Consider the following 20,695-nt stretch of genomic DNA (forward strand, 5'->3'; position numbering starts at 1 on the left):
GGGCCCGCTCCTCACCCGGAGCGGGCCCCACGCCTGCGACGGCGTCCTAACGGCTGTGTCAACGGACCGGCGCGCCCTGCGGCTGCGGCGGCGCGATGCCGAGGGCGGTCGTGTACTTGCCCAGCGCGAGCTTGCCGATGGCCGGGTAGGGGCCCAGCGCCTCGGCGGCGGGGCAGCCGGCCTCCTTGGCGGCCTCCTCGATCAGCGTGGCGTCGATCTCCGGACCGATCAGGTACGGCGCCAGAGCGAGCTGCTGCGAGCCCGAGGAGCGCAGCTGCTCCGCGACGGAGGCGATGGACCCCTCCTGGTCGAGCGCCGCGGCCATGACCGGCACGGCCAGCCGTGCGGCCAGCAGCATGCCGGTGATCCCGGCGGCCTGCACGGCCTCGTCGCCGCCCACGGAGGCGAGGATGATGCCGTCGGCGGCCGTCGCCACGGTGAACAGGCGGGCGCGGTCCGCACGGGCCAGACCCGCCTCGGACAGGCGCACGTGCAGGGCCTCGGCGAGCAGCGGGTGCGGGCCGAGGACGTCGGTCATCTCGGCCGCGATGCGGCTCTCCATGACGGCCTGGCGGACCTGGCGCAGCAGCGAGTTGTCGGGACCGGCCAGCAGCGGCACGACCACGGCGACCGGGCCGTCGGGCTCCTTGACGTCCAGACCGGCGGCACGGGCCTGCTCGAAGCGGGCCGTGCGCTCGTCGGCGGCGTGCACCAGCACCGACTGCACGGTGGGGAACTCGGCGTCGTCCCCGTCGAGGTAGCCGATGCGCGCGTCGAGGCCGGGGAGCTCGGAGCGGGCGATGCTCACGATCTCCTCGGCGAGGCCGCGGGTGGCGACGCCGGGCGTGCCCGGCACCGCGAGGACGAGCGCCGGCGCGCCCTCGGGAGCCGCCAGCGGCTCGGGTCGGCGGTGCCGCCCGGGCTGGCGAGGTCGCGGCATTCGTACTGGCAGGCCGGACGCGGGCCCAGTGGGGGAGCTCATGGCGACGCATGTTACTGGCTTCTTGGGCTCCCCTGTTCGGGGAGGGTGCACGTGAGCGGTATCCGTCCGCTTTTGTCTGATGAGTTACGTACGGATCAGAAGTGATCAGCGTGTTTTCCGGGCGACTTGCCCCCTGAGGGAGTAATCCCCCATTTGCGGGGTGACGTACGGTCCCTGCGCAGGACGCATGACGGGCCCGGACGCATGACGGGCAGGGCGCGTTACGGATGGTGTGCCACTGACAGCAGCGTCTCCTCGTACGGCCAGCCGCACGTGTCCGTCGCCAGCGCCACGGCGATGCGGACGGCGCCGTCCAGCGGGTCGCCCCCGGCGGACGTCCGCCGGGCGTGCGGCAGCACTCCCGCCAGTTCCTCTTCCAGGGGGACGACGAGAGGGGCGCCGATCTCGAACAGGCCCCCGGTCAGGGCGATCAGGGGCGCATCGGCGGGCGGGCACGCCGCGGCGGCCGAGTCGGCCAGGTGCCGGGCCGCTGCTCGCAGCACGCCGGCGGCGACCGGGTCGTCGTGCGCGCGGGAGGCCACGCACGGGGCGAAGGAGGCGAGGACGGCCGCGCGGTCGGAGCGCGGGTAGAGCAGCCCCGGCAGGCCCGGGAGCGGCCCGAACCGCTCCCGGGCGAGGGCGAGCAGTGCCGCCGAGCCGCCGGGACGCCCGTCGTACGCGCGCAGGGCGGCCTCCAGACCCGCTCGTCCGATCCAGGCTCCGCTCCCGCTGTCGCCCAGCAGGTGCCCCCAGCCGTCCGCCCGCCGCCACGAGGTCAGGTCCGTGCCGATCGCGATCACCCCGGTGCCCGCCGCCACGACGACCCCGGGCCGCGCGCCGAGAGCGCCGGCGTAGGCGGTGACGGCGTCGGCGGCGAGCGCGGTCGTACGGACCCCGAACTCCCTGACCAGCGCGGCGGGGAGCTCGGCGCGCAGCGCCCCGCCCAGCGTGCCGAGTCCCGCCGCGCCGACCACAGCCGTGGTGGGCGGGGGAGCGCCGGTCTCGGCCGCCAACGCCCGGGCCGCCGGGACCAGTCGGGCCATCAGGTCCTCCGGGTCGATGCCCCGCGCGCCGGTGCGCACCGGATCCGGCGACGAGCGCCGGCCCAGCACGCCCTGCCCGACGGTTGCCAGGGCGACCCGCAGCCCGGAGCCGCCCGAGTCCACGGCGAGGACGCCGACGTCGCTCACGCCGCCGGCGCCCGCACCGGCGCCCCGGCTCACGGCCGACGCCGGTGGTCGGGCCGCCGGCAGCCCCTCAGGACCGGTGGACCGCCGGCCCTGCAGGACGGCCGCGGCCGCGGGCCCAAGAGGAAGGCCGACTCCCGGTGGCGGTAGCGGTGGGGGTGGCGGTGGGGGTGGCCAGGGAGCGGCGAAGCGGGGGAGCCACGGTCTGGTGGCTCGGTCGGCCCACGACCCAACGGGCTCTCCTCCCTTACGCTGACCGGCTCCTCCGGCGGGCGGCCGGGGACGCCCCGCGCGACGCCCCGACCCCCTCGACCACCCGTATCGCCTCGACGGCCTCGACGGCCTCGACGGCCTCGACGGCCTCGCCGGCCTCGACGAGGGGGAGGAAGACTGCCGAGGAGGAGGAAGACCGAGGAGGAGGCCCGACATCGTCGGCGGTCCCCGGGCGGGGGGACATGCGTGCCGGTACGCGGGCGGGTTGAGTGCCAGTAGGGTGACGCATTGTGGCACCACGACCTCTGTATGAACTTGTCGAAGCGGGCTGGGCGAAGGCCCTCGAGCCCGCCGCCGAACGCATCGCGGCGATGGGGGACTTCCTGCGGGCCGAGATAGCGGCCGGCCGCACGTATCTTCCGTCCGGGGCGAACGTTCTGCGCGCGTTCCAGCAGCCCTTCGACGACGTCCGCGTCCTGATCGTCGGCCAGGATCCCTACCCGACGCCGGGGATGGCGATCGGGCTGAGTTTCGCGGTGGCCCCCGAGGTGCGGTCGCTGCCGGGCAGCCTGGAGAACATCTTCCGCGAGATGCACACGGACCTCGGCCTGCCCAGGCCGTCGAACGGCGATCTGACCCCGTGGACCCGGCAGGGTGTCCTGCTGCTCAACAGGGCCCTGACCACCGCGCCGCGCAAGCCGGGCGCGCACCGCGGCCAGGGCTGGGAGGAAGTGACCGAGCAGGCCATCCGGGCGCTGGCGGCGCGGGGCAAGCCGCTCGTGTCGATCCTGTGGGGGCGTGACGCGCGCAACCTGCGGCCGCTGCTGGGGGAGCTGCCGTCGATCGAGTCCGCACACCCGTCCCCGATGTCGGCGGACCGCGGCTTCTTCGGCTCCCGGCCGTTCAGCCGGGCCAACGCCCTCCTCGCCGAACAGGGCGCTCAACCGGTCGACTGGCAACTGCCGTAGGCCACCCCGGACACGCAGGTCACCCCTGACACGCAGGTCACGCAGACCCCACCGCCGGTACCGGCCCGCGTCGAACGATCCCGCGTCGTGGGCGGCGCCCGGGGTGAGCCCGGGCCGTTGGGGCCGGGCCCGGGCGGTTCGGGTCCGGCCCGGGGCGCGCGGGCTCGGCGCAGGCCGGACACGGCCGCTCGTGCTCACCCGACCACGGCCGCCCGTACGCACAGCACGTCGGGCAGATGGGAGGCCAACTGTCGCCAGGTGTCGCCGTCGTCGGCGGAGGCGAACACCTCGCCGTTGCGGTTGCCGAAGTACACGCCGGCCGGATCCGCGTCGTCCGTGCACATCGCGTCGCGCAGAACCGTGCCGTAGTGGTCCTCGTGCGGCAGGCCCGAGGCCAGCGGCTCCCAGCTCTTGCCGGCGTCGGCGGTGCGGAAGACCCGGCACCGGCGGTCGGCGGGCACCCGGTCCGCGTCCGCGTTGATCGGGAACACGTACGCCGTGTCGCCCCGCGAGGGATGTGCGGCGACGGCGAAGCCGAACGTGGACGGCAGCCCCTCGCCGATGTCGGTCCAGTGCGCGCCCGCGTCGTCGCTGCGATAGACCCCCCAGTGGTTCTGGAGGTAGAGCCGGTCCGGGTTCGCCGCGTCCCTGGCGACCTTGTGCACGCACTGGCCGAACTCCGGGTCGGGATCGGGCAGGAACACCGCCGACACGCCGGAGTTGGACGGCGCCCAGTTCGCCCCGCCGTCCGTCGTGCGGAACACTCCGGCGGTGGAGACCGCCACGGTCACCGCCCGTGGGTCGCGCCGGTCGGTGAGGATGGTGTGCAGGCCCTCCCCGCCGCCGCCCGGCACCCAGCGGGAGCGGGTGGGGTGCTCCCAGAGCGGGCGGACCAGCTCGAAGCTCTCGCCGCGGTCCTCCGAGCGGTACAGCGCGGCCGGCTCCGTGCCCGCGTACACCACGTCCGGTTCGGCCGCCGCCGGGTGCAGTTGCCACACCCGCTCCAGCGAGGCCTTCGTGTCCTGCGGGAACTTCACGGCCGGGCGCGCCGGTTCGGTCCAGGTGCGGCCGAGGTCGTCGGAGTGGAACACCGACGGCCCCCAGTGCGCGCTGTCGCCGCCGGCCAGCAGCCGCGGGCGCCCGCCGCGGGTGTCGACGGCGATCGAGTAGATCGCCTGTGCGTTGAAGTAAGGGGTCTCGTCGAACTCCCACACGCCGCCGCGCCGGCGCCCGATGAACAGGCCTTTGCGCGTGCCCACGGCGAGCAGTACCTCGGTCATGCCGATCACCTCCGCTGGTGTCCTCGACCTCGTCGTCCCGGACACCGGCCAGTCTGCACCCGGCCACTGACAGTCACCTCCGGAAACGCCGTTGCCGCAGGTCGCGGCGGGTGTGGCGGACCGGCGCCGCTGGGTTTCGGCCGCCTTCCCGCAGGGCGCCCGCCCGCACCTCGCCTCGGTGGGGCCGCCGAGCCCGGGGACTCGCCTGAGCATCAGGCCCGTGCGCCGCGTATGGGAGGGCGGCCGGGATGTTGATGTGTTCACGAGGAGGCGGCCTTCGATGGCGTTCCGTGGTCCGAAGGTGTGGCTGTGGCGCTGGCGGCGCAACCCGCTCAAGCGTCGCGCCGACACGGTGGAGTCCTGGGTCGTGCTCGGCGTGTGGGCGCTCACCGTCCTCGCCGGGGTGCTGGCGGCGTCGGCCACCGCGGGGTCCGTCGAACAGGGGCTGGCGCGGGAGCGCGTCGAGTGGCGTCCCCTCGTCGGACGCCTGACCGAGCAGGCCCCGGGCAAGGCCCCGTCCGGCAGTTCCTCCAGCGGCGAGCAGGTGTGGGCCAAGGTGGGCTGGACCGGACCGGACGGCTCCGCCCACACCGGCCAGGTCCGGGTCGGCCCCGGCAGCGCCGCGGGCACCCCGGTCGAGGTCTGGACGGACCCGCAGGGCCGCCTGGTGACCCGGCCGGCCAGCGCCTCGCAGGCCAGGCTGCGCGCCTCCCTCGTCGGAGGCCTGGCCGGGGTCGGGGTGGCGACCCTGCCCCTCGCGGGCGGGCGCGTGGTGCGCGGCCGGCTGGAACGCCGGCGCGTGGACCAGTGGGACGTCGAATGGGCCCGCTTCGCCGTCCTCTGGGGCCGCCCGACCAGCTGACCCCGAGGACGGCGAAGCAGGCCCGGAGCGGCCCGGAGCGGCCTGGACCGTCCCAGACCGGACCACACCTGACCACGCCTGACCACACTTGACCAGCCCGGACCGGCCCGGGGGCCCGTCCACCCAGGTCCAGGCCGGTCGTCCTGACCTGCGTGGACGGCGTGCCCCGTCCGGGCGAGGCGACCTGCCCGCGTGGCCCCACCGGCCCCGAGCCGCGGCGTCCGCGCGGGCGGCGACGCCGTGCGCGGTGGCGTGGCCGCGGTGCGCCCGGCTGCGGGAGCGGGGGAGGGGGCGTGCGCGGAAGCGGCCCGGGGGTCAGTTCGCGGTGGCGGGAACGGTGCGGCCGCTCCCCCCGGGGAGGGCGCGTCGCAGGATCGCGTCCAGGTCGGCGGCGTCCGGGAGGGTGCCGAAGGAGTGCCCCCAGTCGCCGTCCAGCCGGGTGGCGCAGAACGCGTCGGCGACCGCGGGCGGCGCGTGCCGTACCAGCAGGGAGGCCTGGAGGGTGAGCGCCATCTCCTCCACCAGCCGTCGGGCGCCGGACGGCGTCGCCGTGGTCAGCCGTGCCCCCAGCCGGTCGACGGCCGCGTCCAGGCGGGCGTCCGCACCGCGTGCCAGGGCGAGTTCCGCGAAGAGGGCGTCCGCCGTCGCCGGCTCCCGCGTCAACGCCCGCAGCACGTCGAGGGCGTTGACGTTGCCCGAGCCCTCCCAGATCGACAGCAGCGGCGCCTCGCGGTAGTGCCGGGGCATCCCGGAGTCCTCGACGTAGCCGTTGCCGCCCAGGCATTCCAGGGCCTCCGCCGTGAAGGCCGGCCCCCGCTTCGTCACCCAGTACTTGCCGATGGCGGTGGCGATCCGCCGGAAGGACCGCTCGTCCCCCTGCCCGTCGTCGCCGCGCACGGCCCGGTCGGCGGCTCCGGCCAGCCGCAGCGTGAGCGTGGTCGCGGCCTCCGACTCCAGCGCCAGGTCGGCCAGGACGTTGCGCATCAGCGGCTGGTCGAGCAGCCGCGCCCCGAACGCGCTGCGGTGACGCACGTGATGTCCCGCCTCGACGAGCGTCTTGCGCATCAGGGCCGCGGACATCATCACGCAGTCCAGCCGGGTGCAGTTGACCATCTCGAGGATGGTCTTCACGCCCTGCCCCTCGGGCCCGACCAGCCAGGCCACGGTCCCGTCGAACTCCGGCTCGGAGGAGGCGTTGGAGCGGTTGCCCAGCTTGTCCTTGAGCCGTTGCACGCGGAACGTGTTGCGGGCGCCGTCGGGCAGCACACGCGGCACGAGGAAGCAGGACAGTCCGCCGGGAGCCTGCGCCAGGACCAGGAACACGTCGCACATCGGCGCCGACGTGAACCACTTGTGCCCGCGCAGCGTGTACACCCCGGGCTCCGCCGTGGGCGCGGCCGCCGTCGTGTTCGTCCGGACGTCGGAGCCGCCCTGCTTCTCGGTCATCCCCATGCCCGCGAGCAGCCCGCGCTTGGCGGTCGGCACGCGCAGCCCCGGGTCGTACTCCCGGCCGGTCAGCAGCGGTTCGTAGACGGCGGCGAGCTCCGCCTGGCGGCGCAGCGCGGGCACGGCCGCGTAGGTCATCGACGTCGGACAGCCGTGTCCGGCCTCGGTGTGACCCCAGGCGAGCCCGCCCGCCGTACGTGCCACGTGGGCGCCGGGCCGGTCGTCGGCCCAGGGCGCGCCCGCCAGTCCCTCGGCGACCGCGACGCGCATCAGCTCGTGCCAGCTCGGGTGGAACTCGACCTCGTCGAGGCGGTGACCGTAGCGGTCGTGCGTGCGCAGGACGGGCTCGTGCCGGTTGGCCAGTTCGCTCCACTCCTGTGCCTCGACGCCGCCCGCCAGCAGGCCGATCCTGCGCACGTCCGCCTCGGCCCAGCCCGCGCCCTCCCGCCGCAGCCCCTCCAGGAGCGCGGTGTCCGCCGAGGCGTCGTAGGGGGCCAGGGGCGGCGGCTGGTTCGTGACGTCGTGGGTCGCGCCCCCTGGCGTCGGCGCAGGAAGACGGGACGGCGAGGGGGACGCGGACTGTGCGAGTGTCGGGGCCATGCCGACATGTTGCACTCCGCCTACGGCTGTAGCAAGAGTGCAACATCGCGGGCGCATACAGTACGTGCTCATGCGGATGAACGTGTCTGCGTCGGCGCAGCCCGGCGAGGTCGACCTGCCGCCGCTGTCCGCGCGGTCGGTGGTGCTGAGCCTGCTGCTGGGCGCGCACCCGCCCGAGCTGGCGGCCAGGGATCTGGTGCGGGGGGTGGAGCGGTTCGGCGTCGGCGGGTCGACGGTGAGGGCCGCGCTGAGCCGGATGGTGGCGGCGGGCGACCTGCGCAGGACCGACGGCGTCTACCGGCTCAGCGACCGGCTGCTGGAGCGGCAGCGGCGACAGGACGACGCCGTGCACCCGCACACGTGCGCGTGGGACGGTGACTGGGAGATGCCGGTGATCACCGCGACCGGCCGCGGTCCCGCCGACCGCGCCGAACTGCGTGCCCGGCTCGGCGAGCTCAGGCTCGCCGAGCTGCGGGAGGGCGTCTGGCTGCGCCCCGCCAACCTGGGGCGTCCCTGGCCCGCCGACCTGGACGAGGTCGTCCGTCGATTCACCGCCCGCCCCGGCGCGCCCGCCCGCGAGCTGGCGGAGAGCTTGTGGCCGCTGGACGCCTGGGCGGGCACGGCGCGCGCCCTGCTGGCCCATGTCGAGCGGTCGCGACGGCCGGCCGACCGCTTCACGGCCCTCGCGGCGGTGGTACGGCACCTGCTGGCCGACCCCGTGCTGCCCGCGGAACTCCTGCCGGCCGACTGGCCCGGCGCCGCACTGCGCGCCCTGTACGACCACCACCGCCGCGAGCTCGCCGCGGCGGTGCTGGGCCCGGCTCCCTGACCGGCGGCGGCCGTGCGAAGCGCTGTGTGGGGGACGCTTCGCACGGCCGCTGTTTCACCGTGGGGGGAAGGGAAAGGCCGCCTGCGGGGGGCCGCAGGCGAGACGACCGCCCGTGGGGGCGGGGTCTACCGGTAGGTGATGTCGGACGACGCGTACTTGCAGTAGGTGCCGTCCGCGCCCGCGCCGTTCTTGGGCGGCTCCGCGCCCGTGTTGTTGCCGATGTACTTCTGGCAGGGAACGATCTTCTTGCTGCTGTCCCCGACGATGGTGATCTTCTTCAGGGTCGCGCTGTCCCCGTAGTTGGTGTTGATGCCGACGAGCCGACCGCCCTTGTAGGTCGCCTCGATGGTGTTCAGGTTGATGGTGCGCTTGTACTGGCCGCTCTTGCAGTTGCCGCAACTGCGCACGAACGTCCCGAAGTTCTTCACGGCGAAGTCGGAGACGTTGAGCGTCCCCGCGCCGTTGAACTGGAACACCTTGTCGCTGGCTTCCTTCGCCCCGCCGCCGGACACGGTGTAGACGTTGGACGACGACGACCCGAGGAAGGTCGCCGCGTCCTCGCCGACGTCCTCCCACCAGACGTTCTGCAGCGTGCAGCTGCCCAGGCAGTGGATGCCGTCGGCGGCGGGCGCGCCGATGATGACGTTCTTCAGCACGGCGCCGGGCTTGAGCTCCAGGATCGGGTCCTGGTCCTCGTTCTGGCCGCCGCTGCCGAGGTCCCCGCTGCCGTACAGGCGCTGCATCCCGTAGTCCTTGGTGCCGGAGACGGAGATGGTGGCGGTCACCGGCTTGCTGCTGGTCGGGGTCGGCCAGGTGGCGGCGCTCGCGGGCGCGAGCGCTCCACTGGTCATGATCATGCCAACCGTGAGGCCGACCGCGGCGAGTCCGCCGGTGAGGGCGCGCCCGGGGAGCCGGCCGCCGGGTCGGGCCGTCGACGGAGCCGCCGACGGCGAAGTGCGCGGCGGTGCCGGTGAAACTGCTGGTGAAGTCATGTCCCGATGCCTTTCTTCGGATGGGGGGCCAGGGGGTGCGGACAGGCCGTCAGAGCTTCCCCGCGCCCGCGCCGGACGTCACCGAGGCGACGACGGAGGAGGCGGGCTCGGCGGTGTAGGCGTACGGCGGCCTGGTGAACGTGCCGACCCGGGACACCTCGGTCGCGGCTCCGCCGAGGTCGTTGCCGGTCAGGTTGGCGTAGCCGTCCACGTCGCTGTCACGGTTCGTCGTGACGGCGACCAGGGTCGAGCGGAAGACGTTGTTCTCCACGAGCATCTGCGCGCCCATGCGCGAGTGGACGGCCGTCTCGGCGCCGACGACGTAGTTGTCGTAGAAGTGGCCGGTGCCGAACCGCAGGCTGGGAATGCGCGAGTTGACGTTGAGGAACTGGTTGTGGTGGTACGTCACCTTCAGGTGTCCGGTGTCCTGGCTCGCGTTGTTGTCGCTGTGGCCGACCAGCGAGCCCTTGTAGTGGTCCCTGAAGGTGTTCCACGACACGGTCACGAGGTCCGAGGCGTGGTTGATGTCCAGCAGGCCGTCGTAGTAGTCCTTGTCGTGATCGCGGTCGGCCGAGAAGGAGTTGTGGTCGATCCAGACCCTGGTCGAGGCCTGGACCTCGATCCCGTCGGCCGGCTTGAGCGGCTTGCTGATGTTCAGGTTGCGGATGACCACGTTCGTCACCTTCTTCAGCCGCAGCCCGCCGCCGGTGAACCCGGAGGAGGAACCGACGCCCAGCACCGTGGTGTTGGAGCCGACGTCGACCTGGCCGGCGAGCGATATCAGGCCGTTGACCTTCACCACCTTCGCCGCGCCGCCGGTCACCGCCGCCTTGAACGCGGACAGGGTCGACACGGTGACCGCGCCGGCTCCGTCGCCCCCGGTCGTGCCGGCGCCGAATCCGACGGGCGTGCTCTCGGCGGCTCCTGCCGACGGCGGAAGCGTCAGGACCGCCGCGGCGGCGAGCGCGGCGGACGCCGCGAGGAGAACGGACCTTTGCGCAGGTGTACGTGGGGGACCTGTGCGCATGGGGGTGCGTCCCTTCGTGAGGAAGGAATGGATCAGATATGTGATTGCTGTTCTGTTTTCTGAACAGATGATGCGAGCAGTGCCGACCTTTGTGGGGTGCCGCGAGTGGCTCGGTCACACTGCTGAACGGAACGTAGGGGGCAAGCGCTTTCTAGTCAACGCTTTGCGCAGAAGACGTCCGGCCGTCGCGGCGCGTCCCGCCCCCTCGGTGAGGACCGGCGCACCGATCGCGTGGGAGCGCTTCCATGGTGGGCGTGTGCATGCCACCATGCGAGGCGGACGCTTGCCTTCGAGCGCGTTTCTCCCGTGACCCCCGCGCCGCCAGGCTCCCGCCGGGGGGCGCCAAGCCGCCTCCTCCGGACGGCCCGGTCCGGCCCGGAGGGAGAAGTGGCGCGGAGAAGTGGCGCGGGCCGTCGTCCCCCCGCTCATGCACCTGCCGCACCCCGTCGTCAGAGCAGCCATCGAGAAGGGACAGAACGTGTCGACCACCACCCCCTGTGCGACCGCCTCGGCGAGGAGGCGGCCGGGTCCGGCGCTCCTGGCCCTCCTGGCGGCCCTGGTCTCGTTGCTCGCGGCCGCCGCCCTCACCGCGCCCGCCGCCTCCGCCCGGGCGCAGGCGGCGGGCCCGGTCCCCGCCGGCACGCTCACCGAGGTCACCGGCTTCGGCGCCAACCCCAGCAACCTCCAGATGTACGTGTACGCGCCGGTGAACGTCACCGCGCACCCGGCCGTCCTGGTGGCGGTGCACTACTGCACGGGTTCCGGCCCGGCCATGTACAGCGGCACCGAGTACGCGCGACTGGCCGACCGGTACGGATTCGTCGTGGTCTACCCGTCGGTCACGCGCAGCAGCAAGTGCTTCGACGTCTCCTCGCCCCAGGCGCTCAGGCGCGACGGCGGCAGCGACCCCGTCGGCATCAGGTCGATGGTCGACTGGACCGTCCGCGCGTACGCGGCCGACACCGGACGGATCTTCGTGACGGGCATCTCGTCCGGCGCGATGATGACGAACGTCCTGCTCGGCGACTATCCCGACGTGTTCGCGGCGGGAGCCGCGTTCGCGGGCGTCCCGTTCGGCTGCTTCGCCACGACCGACGGCTCCGAGTGGAACAGCCGGTGCGCCGGCGGCGAGGTGCTCCACACGCCGCAGGAATGGGGCGCCCTGGTGCGCGACGCCTACCCCGGCTACACCGGCCGCCGCCCCCGGATGCAGGTGTGGCACGGCACGCAGGACGACACGCTGCGCTACCCGAACTTCGGGGAGGAGATCAAGCAGTGGACGAACGTGCTGGGCGTCGGCCAGACCCCGGCGTCCACCGACTCGCCGGTGGCCAACTGGACCCGCACCCGCTACGGCGCCACCGGTGACCGCGCCCCCGTCGAGGCGGTCAGCGTGCAGGGCGTCGGACACGGTGTCTACGCCGACGGAATGGGCGCCCGGGTCCTCAGGTTCTTCGGCCTCGACGACTCCGCTCCCGGACCCGGTCCCGACCCCCAGCCCGGCGCCTGTCGGGTCGTGGCCTCCACCAGCGCCTGGAGCACCGGACTGACCGCGTCCGTGACGCTCACCAACACCGGCGCCTCGCCGATCGAGGGCTGGAAACTGGGCTTCACGCTGCCCGCCGGGCAGACCATCACCAACGGCTGGGGCGCCACCTACGCACCGGCCTCCGGGACGGTGACGGCGACCAACGCGTCGTACAACGGCACACTGGCGCCCCATGCCGCCGTCACCATCGGCTATCAGGCGAACCACACCGGCGACAGCGCGGCACCGGGCGTCTTCACGCTCAACGGCGCCACCTGTACGAAGGGTTGAGCCACCGTGGGCGGTCCGCGCGGCCGCCCACGAACCGCCGGTGAGGCGGGCGTCCCCGTGACGAGCGGCGGCTGCCGAAGCGGAGTCCGGCGGCCGCCGCGGGCCGTGCGGGCGTCGGAGCGGCCGGGGGCGTCACGGGTGCGCGGCGCAGGTGTGCCGGGCCACGGGGGCGTCAGGGGTGCGGGGCTCGTCGAGGCCGGCGAGGAGTCGCCCGTTGCCGGTGATCGGCGAGGCGGCCCGGCCCTCCGGAGCCCGTGGTCGTCAGCGGCAGTCCCGCCGGGGGCGCCGAGGGCGGCGCCGGGGCAGGGCAGCGCCCGCCCGTGCGGTTCGCCGGGTTCCGCGGTTCAGGAAGGCCGGTTCGCGGGACGCGAGGGGTCGGCGGGCCCGCGCGCGGTGCGCGCGCCGCCGGCCGCCCCCGCCGCGGACCTCAGCGCCGCCCAGTCCGGCAGCTTCACCACGCCCCGGCCCAGTGAGGCGCCCAGCGCCGTCTCGGCGCGCTCGATCGCCAGCCAGCCCTCCCACCCGACGGGCTCGGCCCCGGCCGCCCGCAGCGAGTCGAGCGGATCGGCGGGCAGCGGCCGCCGCGCGAGGGCGGGCGCGTCCTCCAGCACGGACGTCGCCGTCTCCTTCGCGCACGGCCGGTTGGTGCCGATCACGCCGGTCGGCCCCCGCTTGATCCAGCCCGCCACGTACTCGCCCGGCACGGCCTCGCCGTCCCGCAGCACCCGACCCGACGCCTGCGGCACCGTGCCGCTGCCGGCGTCGAACGGCAGCCCCTCCACCGGCGTGCCGCGATACCCCACCGACCGCAGCACCAACTGCGCCTCCACGTCCTCGTACCGGCCGGTGCCCGTGACCGCGCCGTGCCCGTCCGGCGCGGTCCGCTCCAGGCGCACCGCCCCCACCCGGCCTCCGACGCCGAGCAGTTCGACGGGGCGCAGGAAGAACCGGAGCCGGATCCGCCGCCGTGCGCCGCGGGCCGGCGCCGCCGCCCAGCCGCGCAGCACCTCCACGTTGCGCCGTTGCGCCGCCGGCAGTCCGGACGGGTCGCCGTACGCCGGATCGGACGCCAGCTCCGCCTCGTCGACGATCACCTCGGTGTCGGGCAGCCCGCCCAGCTCGCGCAGTTCCTTGGTGGTGAAGCGCGCCTGCGACGGGCCGCGCCGCCCCACCATGTGGATCTCGCTCACCCCGCTCGCGGAGAGCGCGCTCAGCGCCGCCTGCGGCATGTCGGTGGGGGCCAGCTCGGCCGCGCGCCGGGCCAGCATCCGCGTGACGTCCACCGCCACGTTCCCCACGCCCACCACGACGGCCGTGCGGACGTCCCGCACGAACCCGCCGGCGGCGGCGTCCGGGTGCGCGCTGTACCAGGACACGAATTCCGTCGCCGACCAGCTGCCCGCGAGCTCCTCACCGGGAACGCCGAGATGCCGGTCCGACGCCGCGCCCACGCAGTACACGACGGCGTGGTACAGCTCGCGCAAGCGCGCCACGGGCACCCCGTCCGCACCCACCCGGACCCCGCCCACGAACCGCACCCGCTCGTGCTCGAGGACCGGCCGCAGACTGTGCTGAATGGACTTGATCTTCTCGTGGTCCGGAGCGACGCCGTACCGCACCAGCCCGTAGGGGCAGGGCAGCCGGTCCAGGACGTCGACGAGCACGTCGGGGTCCCGCTGGACCAGGCTCTGGGCGGTGTAGAGCCCACTCGGTCCCGAACCGACGACGGCGACACGCAGCACGGCGGAACTCCTTGCCCCAGGGGTACGGAGGAGGGCGCTGGTACCCCCAGCATCGCACCGGCGCCGCCGCGCCGACAGGGCGCCGCGCCCTCGCGCCTCGCGCGTGTCCCTTCGGTGCGGACGGCCAGGCGGCGGCCCGCACGAGTCGCACGCGCCCCACGTGCCTGCGCGTCACACGCGGCGCACGTGCCGCGCGGACGCCGGGCACGCCCCACGCGGCGTCCGCCCGCCCCGCAGGGGCCGGGCGTGCCGCCGGGGCCTCAGCGCATGCCCCGCATCCGGGTGATCTCGCTCGTCTGCTGAGCGATCACGTCGTCGGCCATCTCCTCGATCTGCACGTTGTTGCCCTGCGCCTTGACCTCCCCGGCCATGGTGAGCGCGCCCTCGTGGTGGGTGATCATCAGGGTCAGGAAAAGGGCGTCGAACGCCTTGCCGCGTGCCGCGCGCAACTCGGCGAGCTGGGACTCGGTCGCCATCCCGGGCATGGCGCCGTGCTCGTGCCCGCCGCTCGCCGACTTCTTGCCGTGCGTCGTGAGCCAGCCCTTCATGGCCTCGATCTCCGGTCCCTGCGCCGCCGAGATGCGCAGGGCGAGCCGCTTGACGTCTGCCGACCGGGCGCGGTCCGGCACGAGTTCGGTCATTCTCAGCGCCTGCGCGTGATGCGTGATCATCATCCGTGCGTACGACACGTCGGCCGCGTTGGGGGTGTCGTCGTCGGCGCGCTGCTCGGCCGCTTCCTGCGCGGACAGGGTCCGGTTCGCGTCGCCCGGCTTGCCGGGTGCGATCACCGAAGGGCCGTCCGCCGCCGACGACTTGGCGTCCGGCCCGGAGTCGCAGCCCGCGAGGGCGAGCGCCAGCAGCAGTGCGACCGAGGCGAGGGGCATAGGGCGGACCGGCACAACGACTCCCTGAGATCGGCGAGTTGGGAAGACGATCGCTTCTTGTCTGGATCTATGCACCACACGACCCGTCACTGAACGGAAAGATTCATGACGAGTGCGTTGCCAACCTTTGATATGTGCATGATGAAGACGATACTTCGGAGCACCGTGAACCGTTCCTTGCGAACGGCGACAAGGGAGGATGCAGTGACCCTGTTGAACGATCCTCGAACGCGACGCAGACGGCTGGGAGCGGCCGCCGCGTGCGCCGGTCTCCTCGCCGCACTCCTGGCGGCGGTCCCGGCGGCCGCGACCCCCGACCCGGGGGACGGCAAGGCCGGGGGCAAGGAGGTCTCGCAGAGCGCCAGGGCCGACGTGGCCGCGGCGATCGCCGACGGCGAGATACCCGGGCAGGACGAGATCGTCCACTCCGCGAACATCGAGCACCTGACGAACATCCCCAAGGACGCCCTGCCGGGCACCAACTCGGACCTGGCCTTCCAGGGCAAGTACGCCTTCGCGGGCAACTACGACGGCTTCCGCGTCTTCGACATCAGCAACCCGAAGGCGCCGAAGACGGTGGCCCAGGTGCTCTGCCCCGGCTCGCAGAACGACGTCTCCGTCTCGGGCGATCTGCTCTTCCTGTCGACCGACTCCTCGCGCAGCGACAGCAGTTGCAACAGCACCACCCAGCCGGTGACCGAGAAGTCCTCCTGGGAGGGGATGAAGGTCTTCGACATCAGCGACAAGGCGAACCCGAAGTACGTCGCCGCCGTGGAGACCGCCTGCGGCTCGCACACCCACACCCTGGTGCCCGAGCGCAAGGACGTCTACATCTACGTCTCCTCGTACTCGCCCAACGCGGCCTACCCCGACTGCCAGCCCCCGCACGACGGCATCTCCGTCATCAAGGTGCCCCGCAAGGCCCCCGAGAAGGCGGCGGTCGTCGGCTTCCCCGTGCTGTTCCCGGGCGAGGGTCCGGACGGCGGCGGCAACCCCGGCGGCCCGACCAACCCCGGGGTGTCCAAGACCACCGGCTGCCACGACATCACCGTCCTGCCCGAGAAGGACCTGGCGGCCGGCGCCTGCATGGGCGACGGCATCCTGTTCTCCATCAAGGACCCCGAGCACCCCAAGGTCATCGACCAGGTGCAGGACAACGTCAACTTCGCCTTCTGGCACTCCGCGACCTTCAACCAGCGGGCGAACAAGGTCGTGTTCACCGACGAGCTGGGCGGCGGCGGCGCGGCCACCTGCAACGAGGCGACCGGGCCGAACCGCGGGGCCGACGGCATCTACGACATCGTCGGCAAGGGGGACAAGCGCAAGCTCGTCTTCCGCGGCTACTACAAGATCCCGCGCCACCAGGCGGACACCGAGAACTGCGTCGCCCACAACGGCTCGCTGATCCCGGTCAAGGGCAGGGACCTCATGGTCCAGGCCTGGTACCAGGGCGGCGTCTCCGTCTGGGACTTCACCGACTCGACGAAGCCGAAGGAGATCGCCTACTTCGAGCGCGGTCCGCTGAACACCACCACCCTCCAGACCGGCGGCGCGTGGTCGGCGTACTACTACAACGGCTACATCTACTCGAACGACATCGCCAAGGGCTTCGACGTGCTGAAGCTCGACGACAAGCGCACGGATCCCGCGAAGCGGGTGCGGCTGCGCGAGCTCAACGTCCAGACCCAGCCGGACTACTTCGACTGATCCCCGGCCGGCGGATCCGTCGCGAAGAAGCGGGACAGATCGCCGCAGCCGCTCCCGCCGGACGCCTCGGCGTCCGGCGGGTAGCCCTGATCCCAGTCGAGGCGGTAGCGCGCGAACAGGTCGGCGCGGAGTCTGACGAGCGGCAGCGGCACGTTCGGCAGCACCATCGCGTAGACGGCGCCCATCAGTTGGGAGCGCAGCATCGGATAGTCGTGGGCGGCGTCCTGTGATCCGTGCCGGGTCGCCGTCTCGCGCAGGAGTTCGCCCAGCCGCTGCTGCTCCGGGCACTGAAGGAAGCCCTCGGCCTGGAGCAGCCCCGCCATGTGCTGACGCATCAGCACCGTGCGGTCCCGGGCCAGCCCCATGATCGCGTCGATGGCCCGGGCCATCCGCTCCCGGCCGTCCTCGGTGTGCGGCTCGCGCTCCAGCGCCTCTTCCAGCGTGCGGTGCATCAGCCGGTGCACGGCCGACTGCACCAACTGCCGCTTGCCGGGGAAGTAGTACGAGACCAGGCCGCGCGCGGTGCCCGCCCGGTCGGCGATGTCGCCGAGGGTCGTGGCCTCGTACCCGTGCTCGCCCACCAGTTCCACCGTGGCCTGCAGGAGCCGTTCCCGGGAACGCCGCCGCAATTCTTCATTGACCGAGGCGCTGCGCGGGGACATCCTGTAACTCCTGCGTTGACTGGCTGCCAGCCAACTATACTCAGGAACCCCGGTCGGCTCCGGTACGGAGTCCGCCGGGCTGCCGCCTGCTCTGGGCGACGCGGGGGATCGTCCAGAGTGGGCGTGCTTCTCCCGTAATGGTGTCCTGAGGCTACCGTCGGCGGGGTCCACGAAGCCGTCGCCGGGTGCACCCGCGTTCCCGCGGGCTCAGCCCGCCCATTCCAGCACCGGCCGCAGTCCGTCCGGCCGTTGGGCCGCCGGCAGATGGTCCACGAACTGCACCGCACAGCCGAGCGCGGCCGCTCCGCCGTCGGCCCACCGGTTGTCACCCACCATCAGGGTGCTGTGAGGGTCGGCCCCGAGCGCCTCGCACGCGATCGCGAACAGCCGCGGGTCCGGCTTCTGCACGCCGTGCTCGTACGACAGCGTGTACGCGTCGACATGGGCGTCGAGCCCGTGTTCCCGGAACACGGGCCGCAGATCCCAGCCGATGTTGCTGACCACGCCGACCCGCAGACCGCGCTCGCGCAACCCGCGCAGCACGTCGTGGGCGTCCGGGTACGGGGACCAGGCGGCCGGCGTCCTGTGCCGGTCGTACAGCGCGTCGTACAACGCCGGGTCGGGCAACGGCACCTGACGGCACAGAGCGGTGTACGCGGCGCGGTGCAGTTCCGCGCTCTCGTCCCGCACCCGCCACAGCCCGGCCAGTTCGTCGGGCACCCGGACCGGAGGCGGCCCGCCCGGCAGCGCTCCGGCCGCCTCCAGGGCCCGCACGGTCCCGGCCAGTTCCGGCTCGGGCATCGCCACACCCGTAGCCCGCAGCATGGAGCGCAGCCACGACTCGGCGGACTCGATGCGGAAGAGGGTCCCGGAGAAGTCGAACAGCACGGTCGTCATGGGGTCGATCCTATGGATCCGCCGACTCCGCGACTTCGCGACTCCGACTCCGCGACTCCGCGACTCGGCGACGCCAAGGCTCCTGGCCCGGCGTTACGTGCCGCCGGCGGACCCCGACGGGGCCGCCCGGTGCCGGGCGCGCGGGGACGTGCCTGGGCGTGCGCGATGACGGCGGCCCGTCGACCGGGGTGAGCGGACGACGGTGACCCGGCGGGGGAGTCCGAGGCGGTCTCGATGCGTGCGGGCCGCGGCGCGCACGGGCGGTGTACCAGGGGGCGTCCGTCACCGCGTGCCGTGGGAGCACCTGCTCGTGCCCGCCTCGGGCCGGTGTTCCGGTCGGCCGTCGAGCCGTCGAGCCGTCGAGCCGTCGAGCCGTCGTCCTCGCGTCGGCGCTCCGGGACGGGCGACCGGCGACCTCGCGTCGACTGCCGGGGGCCGGGTCCGGCCAGCCCGGTCAGGGATGCCGGCGCAGGTGGACCGCGATGGCCGGCGCCACCAGCGCGGCTCCGAGCAGCCAGCCCGCCAGGACGTCCGAGGGCCAGTGGACCCCCAGCCAGATCCTGGTCAGCCCCACCCCCGCCACGGAGATCACCGCCACCGTCAGCGCCGTGCGCCACAGGAGGGGTCCTGCGCCGTGCCGGTGCAGCAGCCACAGCAGGAGCCCGGCCACCACCGTGGCGGTCAGGGCGTGACCGGACGGATAGGCGGCGTAGTGCGCCGAGTCGACGGGGTCGGGCCAGACCGGCCGGGCGCGGCCCACCGCGGCCTTCAGCGCCTGCTGGATCAGCGTGCTCAGCGCGGACACCGCCACCAGCCATCCCGCGGTCCACCAGTCACTGTGCCGCCACACGAGCCAGCCGGCCACCGCCGCGCCGAGGAGGCGCATGGTCACCGGATCCCAGAACCAGTCGGTCAGGATGCGGCAGACCCGGGTGACCTCGGGTTCGGCGACGGCCCAGCGATGGGTGGTGCGGGCGACGTCGCGGTCCGCGGACATCAGCGGACCCCACTCGCCCACGACGGGGACGAGGAGGAGAACGGAGCACAGGCCCAGGGCGATCGCGACACGGGCGGCCATGCGCCGCGCCGGGGCGCGGGGCGGGGAGTCGACGTGTGGGGGGTGCATGGGGCGATCCTCGCCGACCGAGCCCGCCGAACGCGAACCGCAGCACGCACGGTGGGAGCCCCGGCCTCCCGGCGGGCGGTCGGCCCAGCGCGCGCGGACCCGGCGCCGACGTCACCGGCACCGGGACCGCCGGAACGATCGAGGCCGCCGCCCGTCCGTAGCAGCCTGTGGGCCGCGGTGAGCCGCGAGCCGGTCGGGTGCGGAGAGCAACCGGTGCACCCGCGGCTGACCATGGTCCCGGGGGGCGGGGGGAGAAGCCGAACACGCGCAACTCCTCGTCGAGTTCGCCCGCCAGTGCGCCAGTGCGCCAGTGCGCCAGTCGCGCCAGTGCGCTGGTCTGCCGGCCGCCGAACCGGCGCGAGGCCACGTCGTCGGCAGACCGTTCGACCAGACCGGTGCAGCCCGTCCGGAACGCGGCGAACACCGGAACCCGGGGAAACGCGGAGGCCGGACCCGTCGAACGGTGCGGCAGCCAGTCTGGCCGTGCCTCAGCGTGCCCCTGCTCGTGTGCGAGGGCGGCATCGAGCTGACGTCGGTTCAGACGGTGCAACGCGCCCGTGCTCACCACCAGTCGGGCAGAGCCCCGGTCGGCCACCATGTCTGCGGCCGTTCGTCCTCCCTCACCAGCAGGCTCCCGTCCGCGACCTCCTCGGCCGGCAACAGCAGCTCCGGTGAACGGAGTTCGGCGATCTGTGAGCTGCGGCGAGTGCTGCTGGAGGCGACCTCCCGCACCAGCCTTGCCCCGCTCCACAGCCCGTCACGGGCGAGCGCCACCGCGGCGGCCGACGCCCACGGATCGGCCGTGCCTCCACGCGTACACCTCCACCACCGCTTGCCGGGAGGGGGCGAGGAGATGCCCGCGTACGGCCTGCCAGGCGTGACGCAGGCCACGACGCTCGCGAATCTCCCCCTCACATCGTCAGCAGCATGGCCAGCATGCCGATGCCCATCGACAGGCGGCACGCCCGCGCCACTTCGGGCCGGTCCCCCCAGGCGACGGCGGCCCCGCCCGCGGCGGCGGCCGGCAGCAGCCGCGCCCCCGCGAGGAGGACGTAGGCGGTGAAGTAGGCCAGCAGCACGCCCGTGAGCAGGGGGACCCCCGCACCGCCGTGACCGTGACCGTGACCGTGCGCGTGGGCGGGCGTGCCCGCCATCACGGCCGCCATGTACACCATGGCCCCCGCCCCCACCAGATGGTGCAGATGGTGCGCACCCGCCCGGGCCGACCACAGTGCCCGCAGGGCCGCCGCGCCGAAGACCGCGGCGTAGACGGGCCATGCCCATCCCGGCGGGGTGAACACGGCGGGCGGCACGGCCATCGCGGCCATGCCGAAGCCCATGAGCGCCTCGCCGCCCGCTGCGCTGCGCTGCTCCTCGACCCCGCTGCGCATCCGCAGCAGGCAGTAGGCCCCGGTAGCCGCACACAACGCGACCAGCAGCCAGCCGGGCGAAGCCGGTCCGTGCACGCGCAC

The 20,695-nt window shown here is 73.7% G+C and carries 18 protein-coding genes; 5 read left to right on the plus strand and 13 right to left on the minus strand.

Translation table 11 applies throughout. The features are described 5' to 3' along the window. Positions 1-58: 58 nt before the first annotated feature. Complete coding sequence (locus KMS84_RS10915) at positions 59-982, minus strand: sirohydrochlorin chelatase (protein ID WP_256915934.1); 924 nt, start codon at positions 980-982, stop codon at positions 59-61. 221 nt (positions 983-1,203) lie between these two features. Further along, positions 1,204-2,172 carry an N-acetylglucosamine kinase gene (locus KMS84_RS10920; protein WP_256915935.1) on the minus strand — a complete coding sequence of 323 codons (969 nt, stop codon included), beginning with the start codon at positions 2,170-2,172 and terminating at the stop codon, positions 1,204-1,206. Positions 2,173-2,672: 500 nt separating this feature from the next. Between KMS84_RS10920 and KMS84_RS10925 the strand changes: the two genes are divergently transcribed. After that, on the plus strand, positions 2,673-3,350 hold the full coding sequence (locus tag KMS84_RS10925) for a uracil-DNA glycosylase (protein WP_256915936.1): 678 nt from the start codon (positions 2,673-2,675) through the stop codon (positions 3,348-3,350). Positions 3,351-3,544: 194 nt separating this feature from the next. On the opposite strand, the gene KMS84_RS10930 is transcribed toward KMS84_RS10925, so the two are convergent. Then, the gene (locus tag KMS84_RS10930; RefSeq protein WP_256915937.1) at positions 3,545-4,630 is read right to left on the minus strand and encodes a WD40/YVTN/BNR-like repeat-containing protein; all 1,086 of its coding nucleotides are present in this window, start codon (positions 4,628-4,630) and stop codon (positions 3,545-3,547) included. A gap of 280 nt (positions 4,631-4,910) precedes the next feature. On the opposite strand from KMS84_RS10930, the gene KMS84_RS10935 reads away from it, so the two are divergent. Continuing rightward, positions 4,911-5,492, plus strand: a complete 582-nt coding sequence (locus tag KMS84_RS10935) for an Rv1733c family protein (protein WP_256915938.1) — start codon at positions 4,911-4,913, stop codon at positions 5,490-5,492. Between the two features lie 315 nt (positions 5,493-5,807). Here the strand turns inward: KMS84_RS10935 and KMS84_RS10940 are convergent, their stop codons facing one another. Then, the gene (locus KMS84_RS10940) at positions 5,808-7,538 is read right to left on the minus strand and encodes an acyl-CoA dehydrogenase family protein (protein WP_256915939.1); all 1,731 of its coding nucleotides are present in this window, start codon (positions 7,536-7,538) and stop codon (positions 5,808-5,810) included. 70 nt (positions 7,539-7,608) lie between these two features. Here KMS84_RS10940 and KMS84_RS10945 point away from each other — a divergent pair, with 70 nt between their 5' ends. Beyond that, on the plus strand, positions 7,609-8,367 hold the full coding sequence (locus KMS84_RS10945; RefSeq protein ID WP_256915940.1) for a PaaX family transcriptional regulator C-terminal domain-containing protein: 759 nt from the start codon (positions 7,609-7,611) through the stop codon (positions 8,365-8,367). A 125-nt stretch (positions 8,368-8,492) separates the two neighbouring features. Here KMS84_RS10945 and KMS84_RS10950 read toward each other — a convergent pair whose 3' ends face one another. Both KMS84_RS10950 and KMS84_RS10955 read right to left on the minus strand, forming a co-directional pair. Beyond that, entirely contained in the window at positions 8,493-9,224 is a 732-nt protein-coding gene (locus KMS84_RS10950) for a pectate lyase (RefSeq protein WP_256915941.1), read from the minus strand. Between the two features lie 184 nt (positions 9,225-9,408). After that, on the minus strand, positions 9,409-10,386 hold the full coding sequence (locus tag KMS84_RS10955; protein ID WP_256915942.1) for a pectate lyase family protein: 978 nt from the start codon (positions 10,384-10,386) through the stop codon (positions 9,409-9,411). A gap of 478 nt (positions 10,387-10,864) precedes the next feature. Between KMS84_RS10955 and KMS84_RS10960 the strand changes: the two genes are divergently transcribed. Continuing rightward, a complete protein-coding gene (locus KMS84_RS10960) occupies positions 10,865-12,205 on the plus strand; it encodes an extracellular catalytic domain type 1 short-chain-length polyhydroxyalkanoate depolymerase (RefSeq protein WP_256915943.1) in 1,341 nt (446 codons plus the stop codon). Positions 12,206-12,549: 344 nt separating this feature from the next. Here the strand turns inward: KMS84_RS10960 and KMS84_RS10965 are convergent, their stop codons facing one another. After that, positions 12,550-13,947 (minus strand): FAD-dependent oxidoreductase, encoded by a 1,398-nt coding sequence (locus KMS84_RS10965; protein WP_256915944.1) that lies wholly within the window; start codon positions 13,945-13,947, stop codon positions 12,550-12,552. A 260-nt stretch (positions 13,948-14,207) separates the two neighbouring features. Beyond that, a complete protein-coding gene (locus tag KMS84_RS10970) occupies positions 14,208-14,831 on the minus strand; it encodes a DUF305 domain-containing protein (protein WP_256916010.1) in 624 nt (207 codons plus the stop codon). Positions 14,832-15,035: 204 nt separating this feature from the next. On the opposite strand from KMS84_RS10970, the gene KMS84_RS10975 reads away from it, so the two are divergent. Beyond that, positions 15,036-16,538, plus strand: coding sequence for an LVIVD repeat-containing protein (locus KMS84_RS10975; RefSeq protein WP_256915945.1), 1,503 nt, complete (start codon positions 15,036-15,038; stop codon positions 16,536-16,538). Here the strand turns inward: KMS84_RS10975 and KMS84_RS10980 are convergent. The 5 genes from KMS84_RS10980 to KMS84_RS11000 all read right to left on the minus strand — a co-directional run bounded on the left by KMS84_RS10980 (position 16,526) and on the right by KMS84_RS11000 (position 20,689). Then, on the minus strand, positions 16,526-17,200 hold the full coding sequence (locus KMS84_RS10980) for a TetR/AcrR family transcriptional regulator (protein ID WP_256915946.1): 675 nt from the start codon (positions 17,198-17,200) through the stop codon (positions 16,526-16,528). The two genes, KMS84_RS10975 and KMS84_RS10980, sit on opposite strands and share 13 nt — an antisense overlap. Before the next feature lie 207 nt (positions 17,201-17,407). Then, the gene (locus KMS84_RS10985; protein WP_256915947.1) at positions 17,408-18,097 is read right to left on the minus strand and encodes an HAD family hydrolase; all 690 of its coding nucleotides are present in this window, start codon (positions 18,095-18,097) and stop codon (positions 17,408-17,410) included. 454 nt (positions 18,098-18,551) lie between these two features. Next, on the minus strand, positions 18,552-19,223 hold the full coding sequence (locus tag KMS84_RS10990; protein ID WP_256915948.1) for a phosphatase PAP2 family protein: 672 nt from the start codon (positions 19,221-19,223) through the stop codon (positions 18,552-18,554). A gap of 561 nt (positions 19,224-19,784) precedes the next feature. Beyond that, positions 19,785-19,997, minus strand: a complete 213-nt coding sequence (locus KMS84_RS10995) for a hypothetical protein (protein ID WP_256915949.1) — start codon at positions 19,995-19,997, stop codon at positions 19,785-19,787. Between the two features lie 137 nt (positions 19,998-20,134). Continuing rightward, the gene (locus tag KMS84_RS11000; protein WP_256915950.1) at positions 20,135-20,689 is read right to left on the minus strand and encodes a DUF5134 domain-containing protein; all 555 of its coding nucleotides are present in this window, start codon (positions 20,687-20,689) and stop codon (positions 20,135-20,137) included. Between the last annotated feature and the right edge of the window lie 6 nt (positions 20,690-20,695).

The sequence above is a fragment of the Streptomyces hilarionis genome, assembly GCF_024539675.1.
GTDB classification, from domain to species: Bacteria; Actinomycetota; Actinomycetes; order Streptomycetales; family Streptomycetaceae; genus Streptomyces; species Streptomyces hilarionis.

Excerpts from the sequence above, each read along its gene's own strand:
- KMS84_RS10915 (WP_256915934.1), bottom strand. The coding sequence starts at position 982 with ATGAGCTCCCCCACTGGGCCCGCGTCCGGCCTGCCAGTACGAATGCCG.
- KMS84_RS10930 (WP_256915937.1), bottom strand. The coding sequence starts at position 4,630 with ATGACCGAGGTACTGCTCGCCGTGGGCACGCGCAAAGGCCTGTTCATC.
- KMS84_RS10935 (WP_256915938.1), top strand. The coding sequence starts at position 4,911 with ATGGCGTTCCGTGGTCCGAAGGTGTGGCTGTGGCGCTGGCGGCGCAAC.
- KMS84_RS10940 (WP_256915939.1), bottom strand. The coding sequence starts at position 7,538 with ATGGCCCCGACACTCGCACAGTCCGCGTCCCCCTCGCCGTCCCGTCTT.
- KMS84_RS10945 (WP_256915940.1), top strand. The coding sequence starts at position 7,609 with ATGCGGATGAACGTGTCTGCGTCGGCGCAGCCCGGCGAGGTCGACCTG.
- KMS84_RS10950 (WP_256915941.1), bottom strand. The coding sequence starts at position 9,224 with ATGATCATGACCAGTGGAGCGCTCGCGCCCGCGAGCGCCGCCACCTGG.
- KMS84_RS10955 (WP_256915942.1), bottom strand. The coding sequence starts at position 10,386 with ATGCGCACAGGTCCCCCACGTACACCTGCGCAAAGGTCCGTTCTCCTC.
- KMS84_RS10970 (WP_256916010.1), bottom strand. The coding sequence starts at position 14,831 with ATGCCCCTCGCCTCGGTCGCACTGCTGCTGGCGCTCGCCCTCGCGGGC.
- KMS84_RS10980 (WP_256915946.1), bottom strand. The coding sequence starts at position 17,200 with ATGTCCCCGCGCAGCGCCTCGGTCAATGAAGAATTGCGGCGGCGTTCC.
- KMS84_RS10985 (WP_256915947.1), bottom strand. The coding sequence starts at position 18,097 with ATGACGACCGTGCTGTTCGACTTCTCCGGGACCCTCTTCCGCATCGAG.
- KMS84_RS10990 (WP_256915948.1), bottom strand. The coding sequence starts at position 19,223 with ATGCACCCCCCACACGTCGACTCCCCGCCCCGCGCCCCGGCGCGGCGC.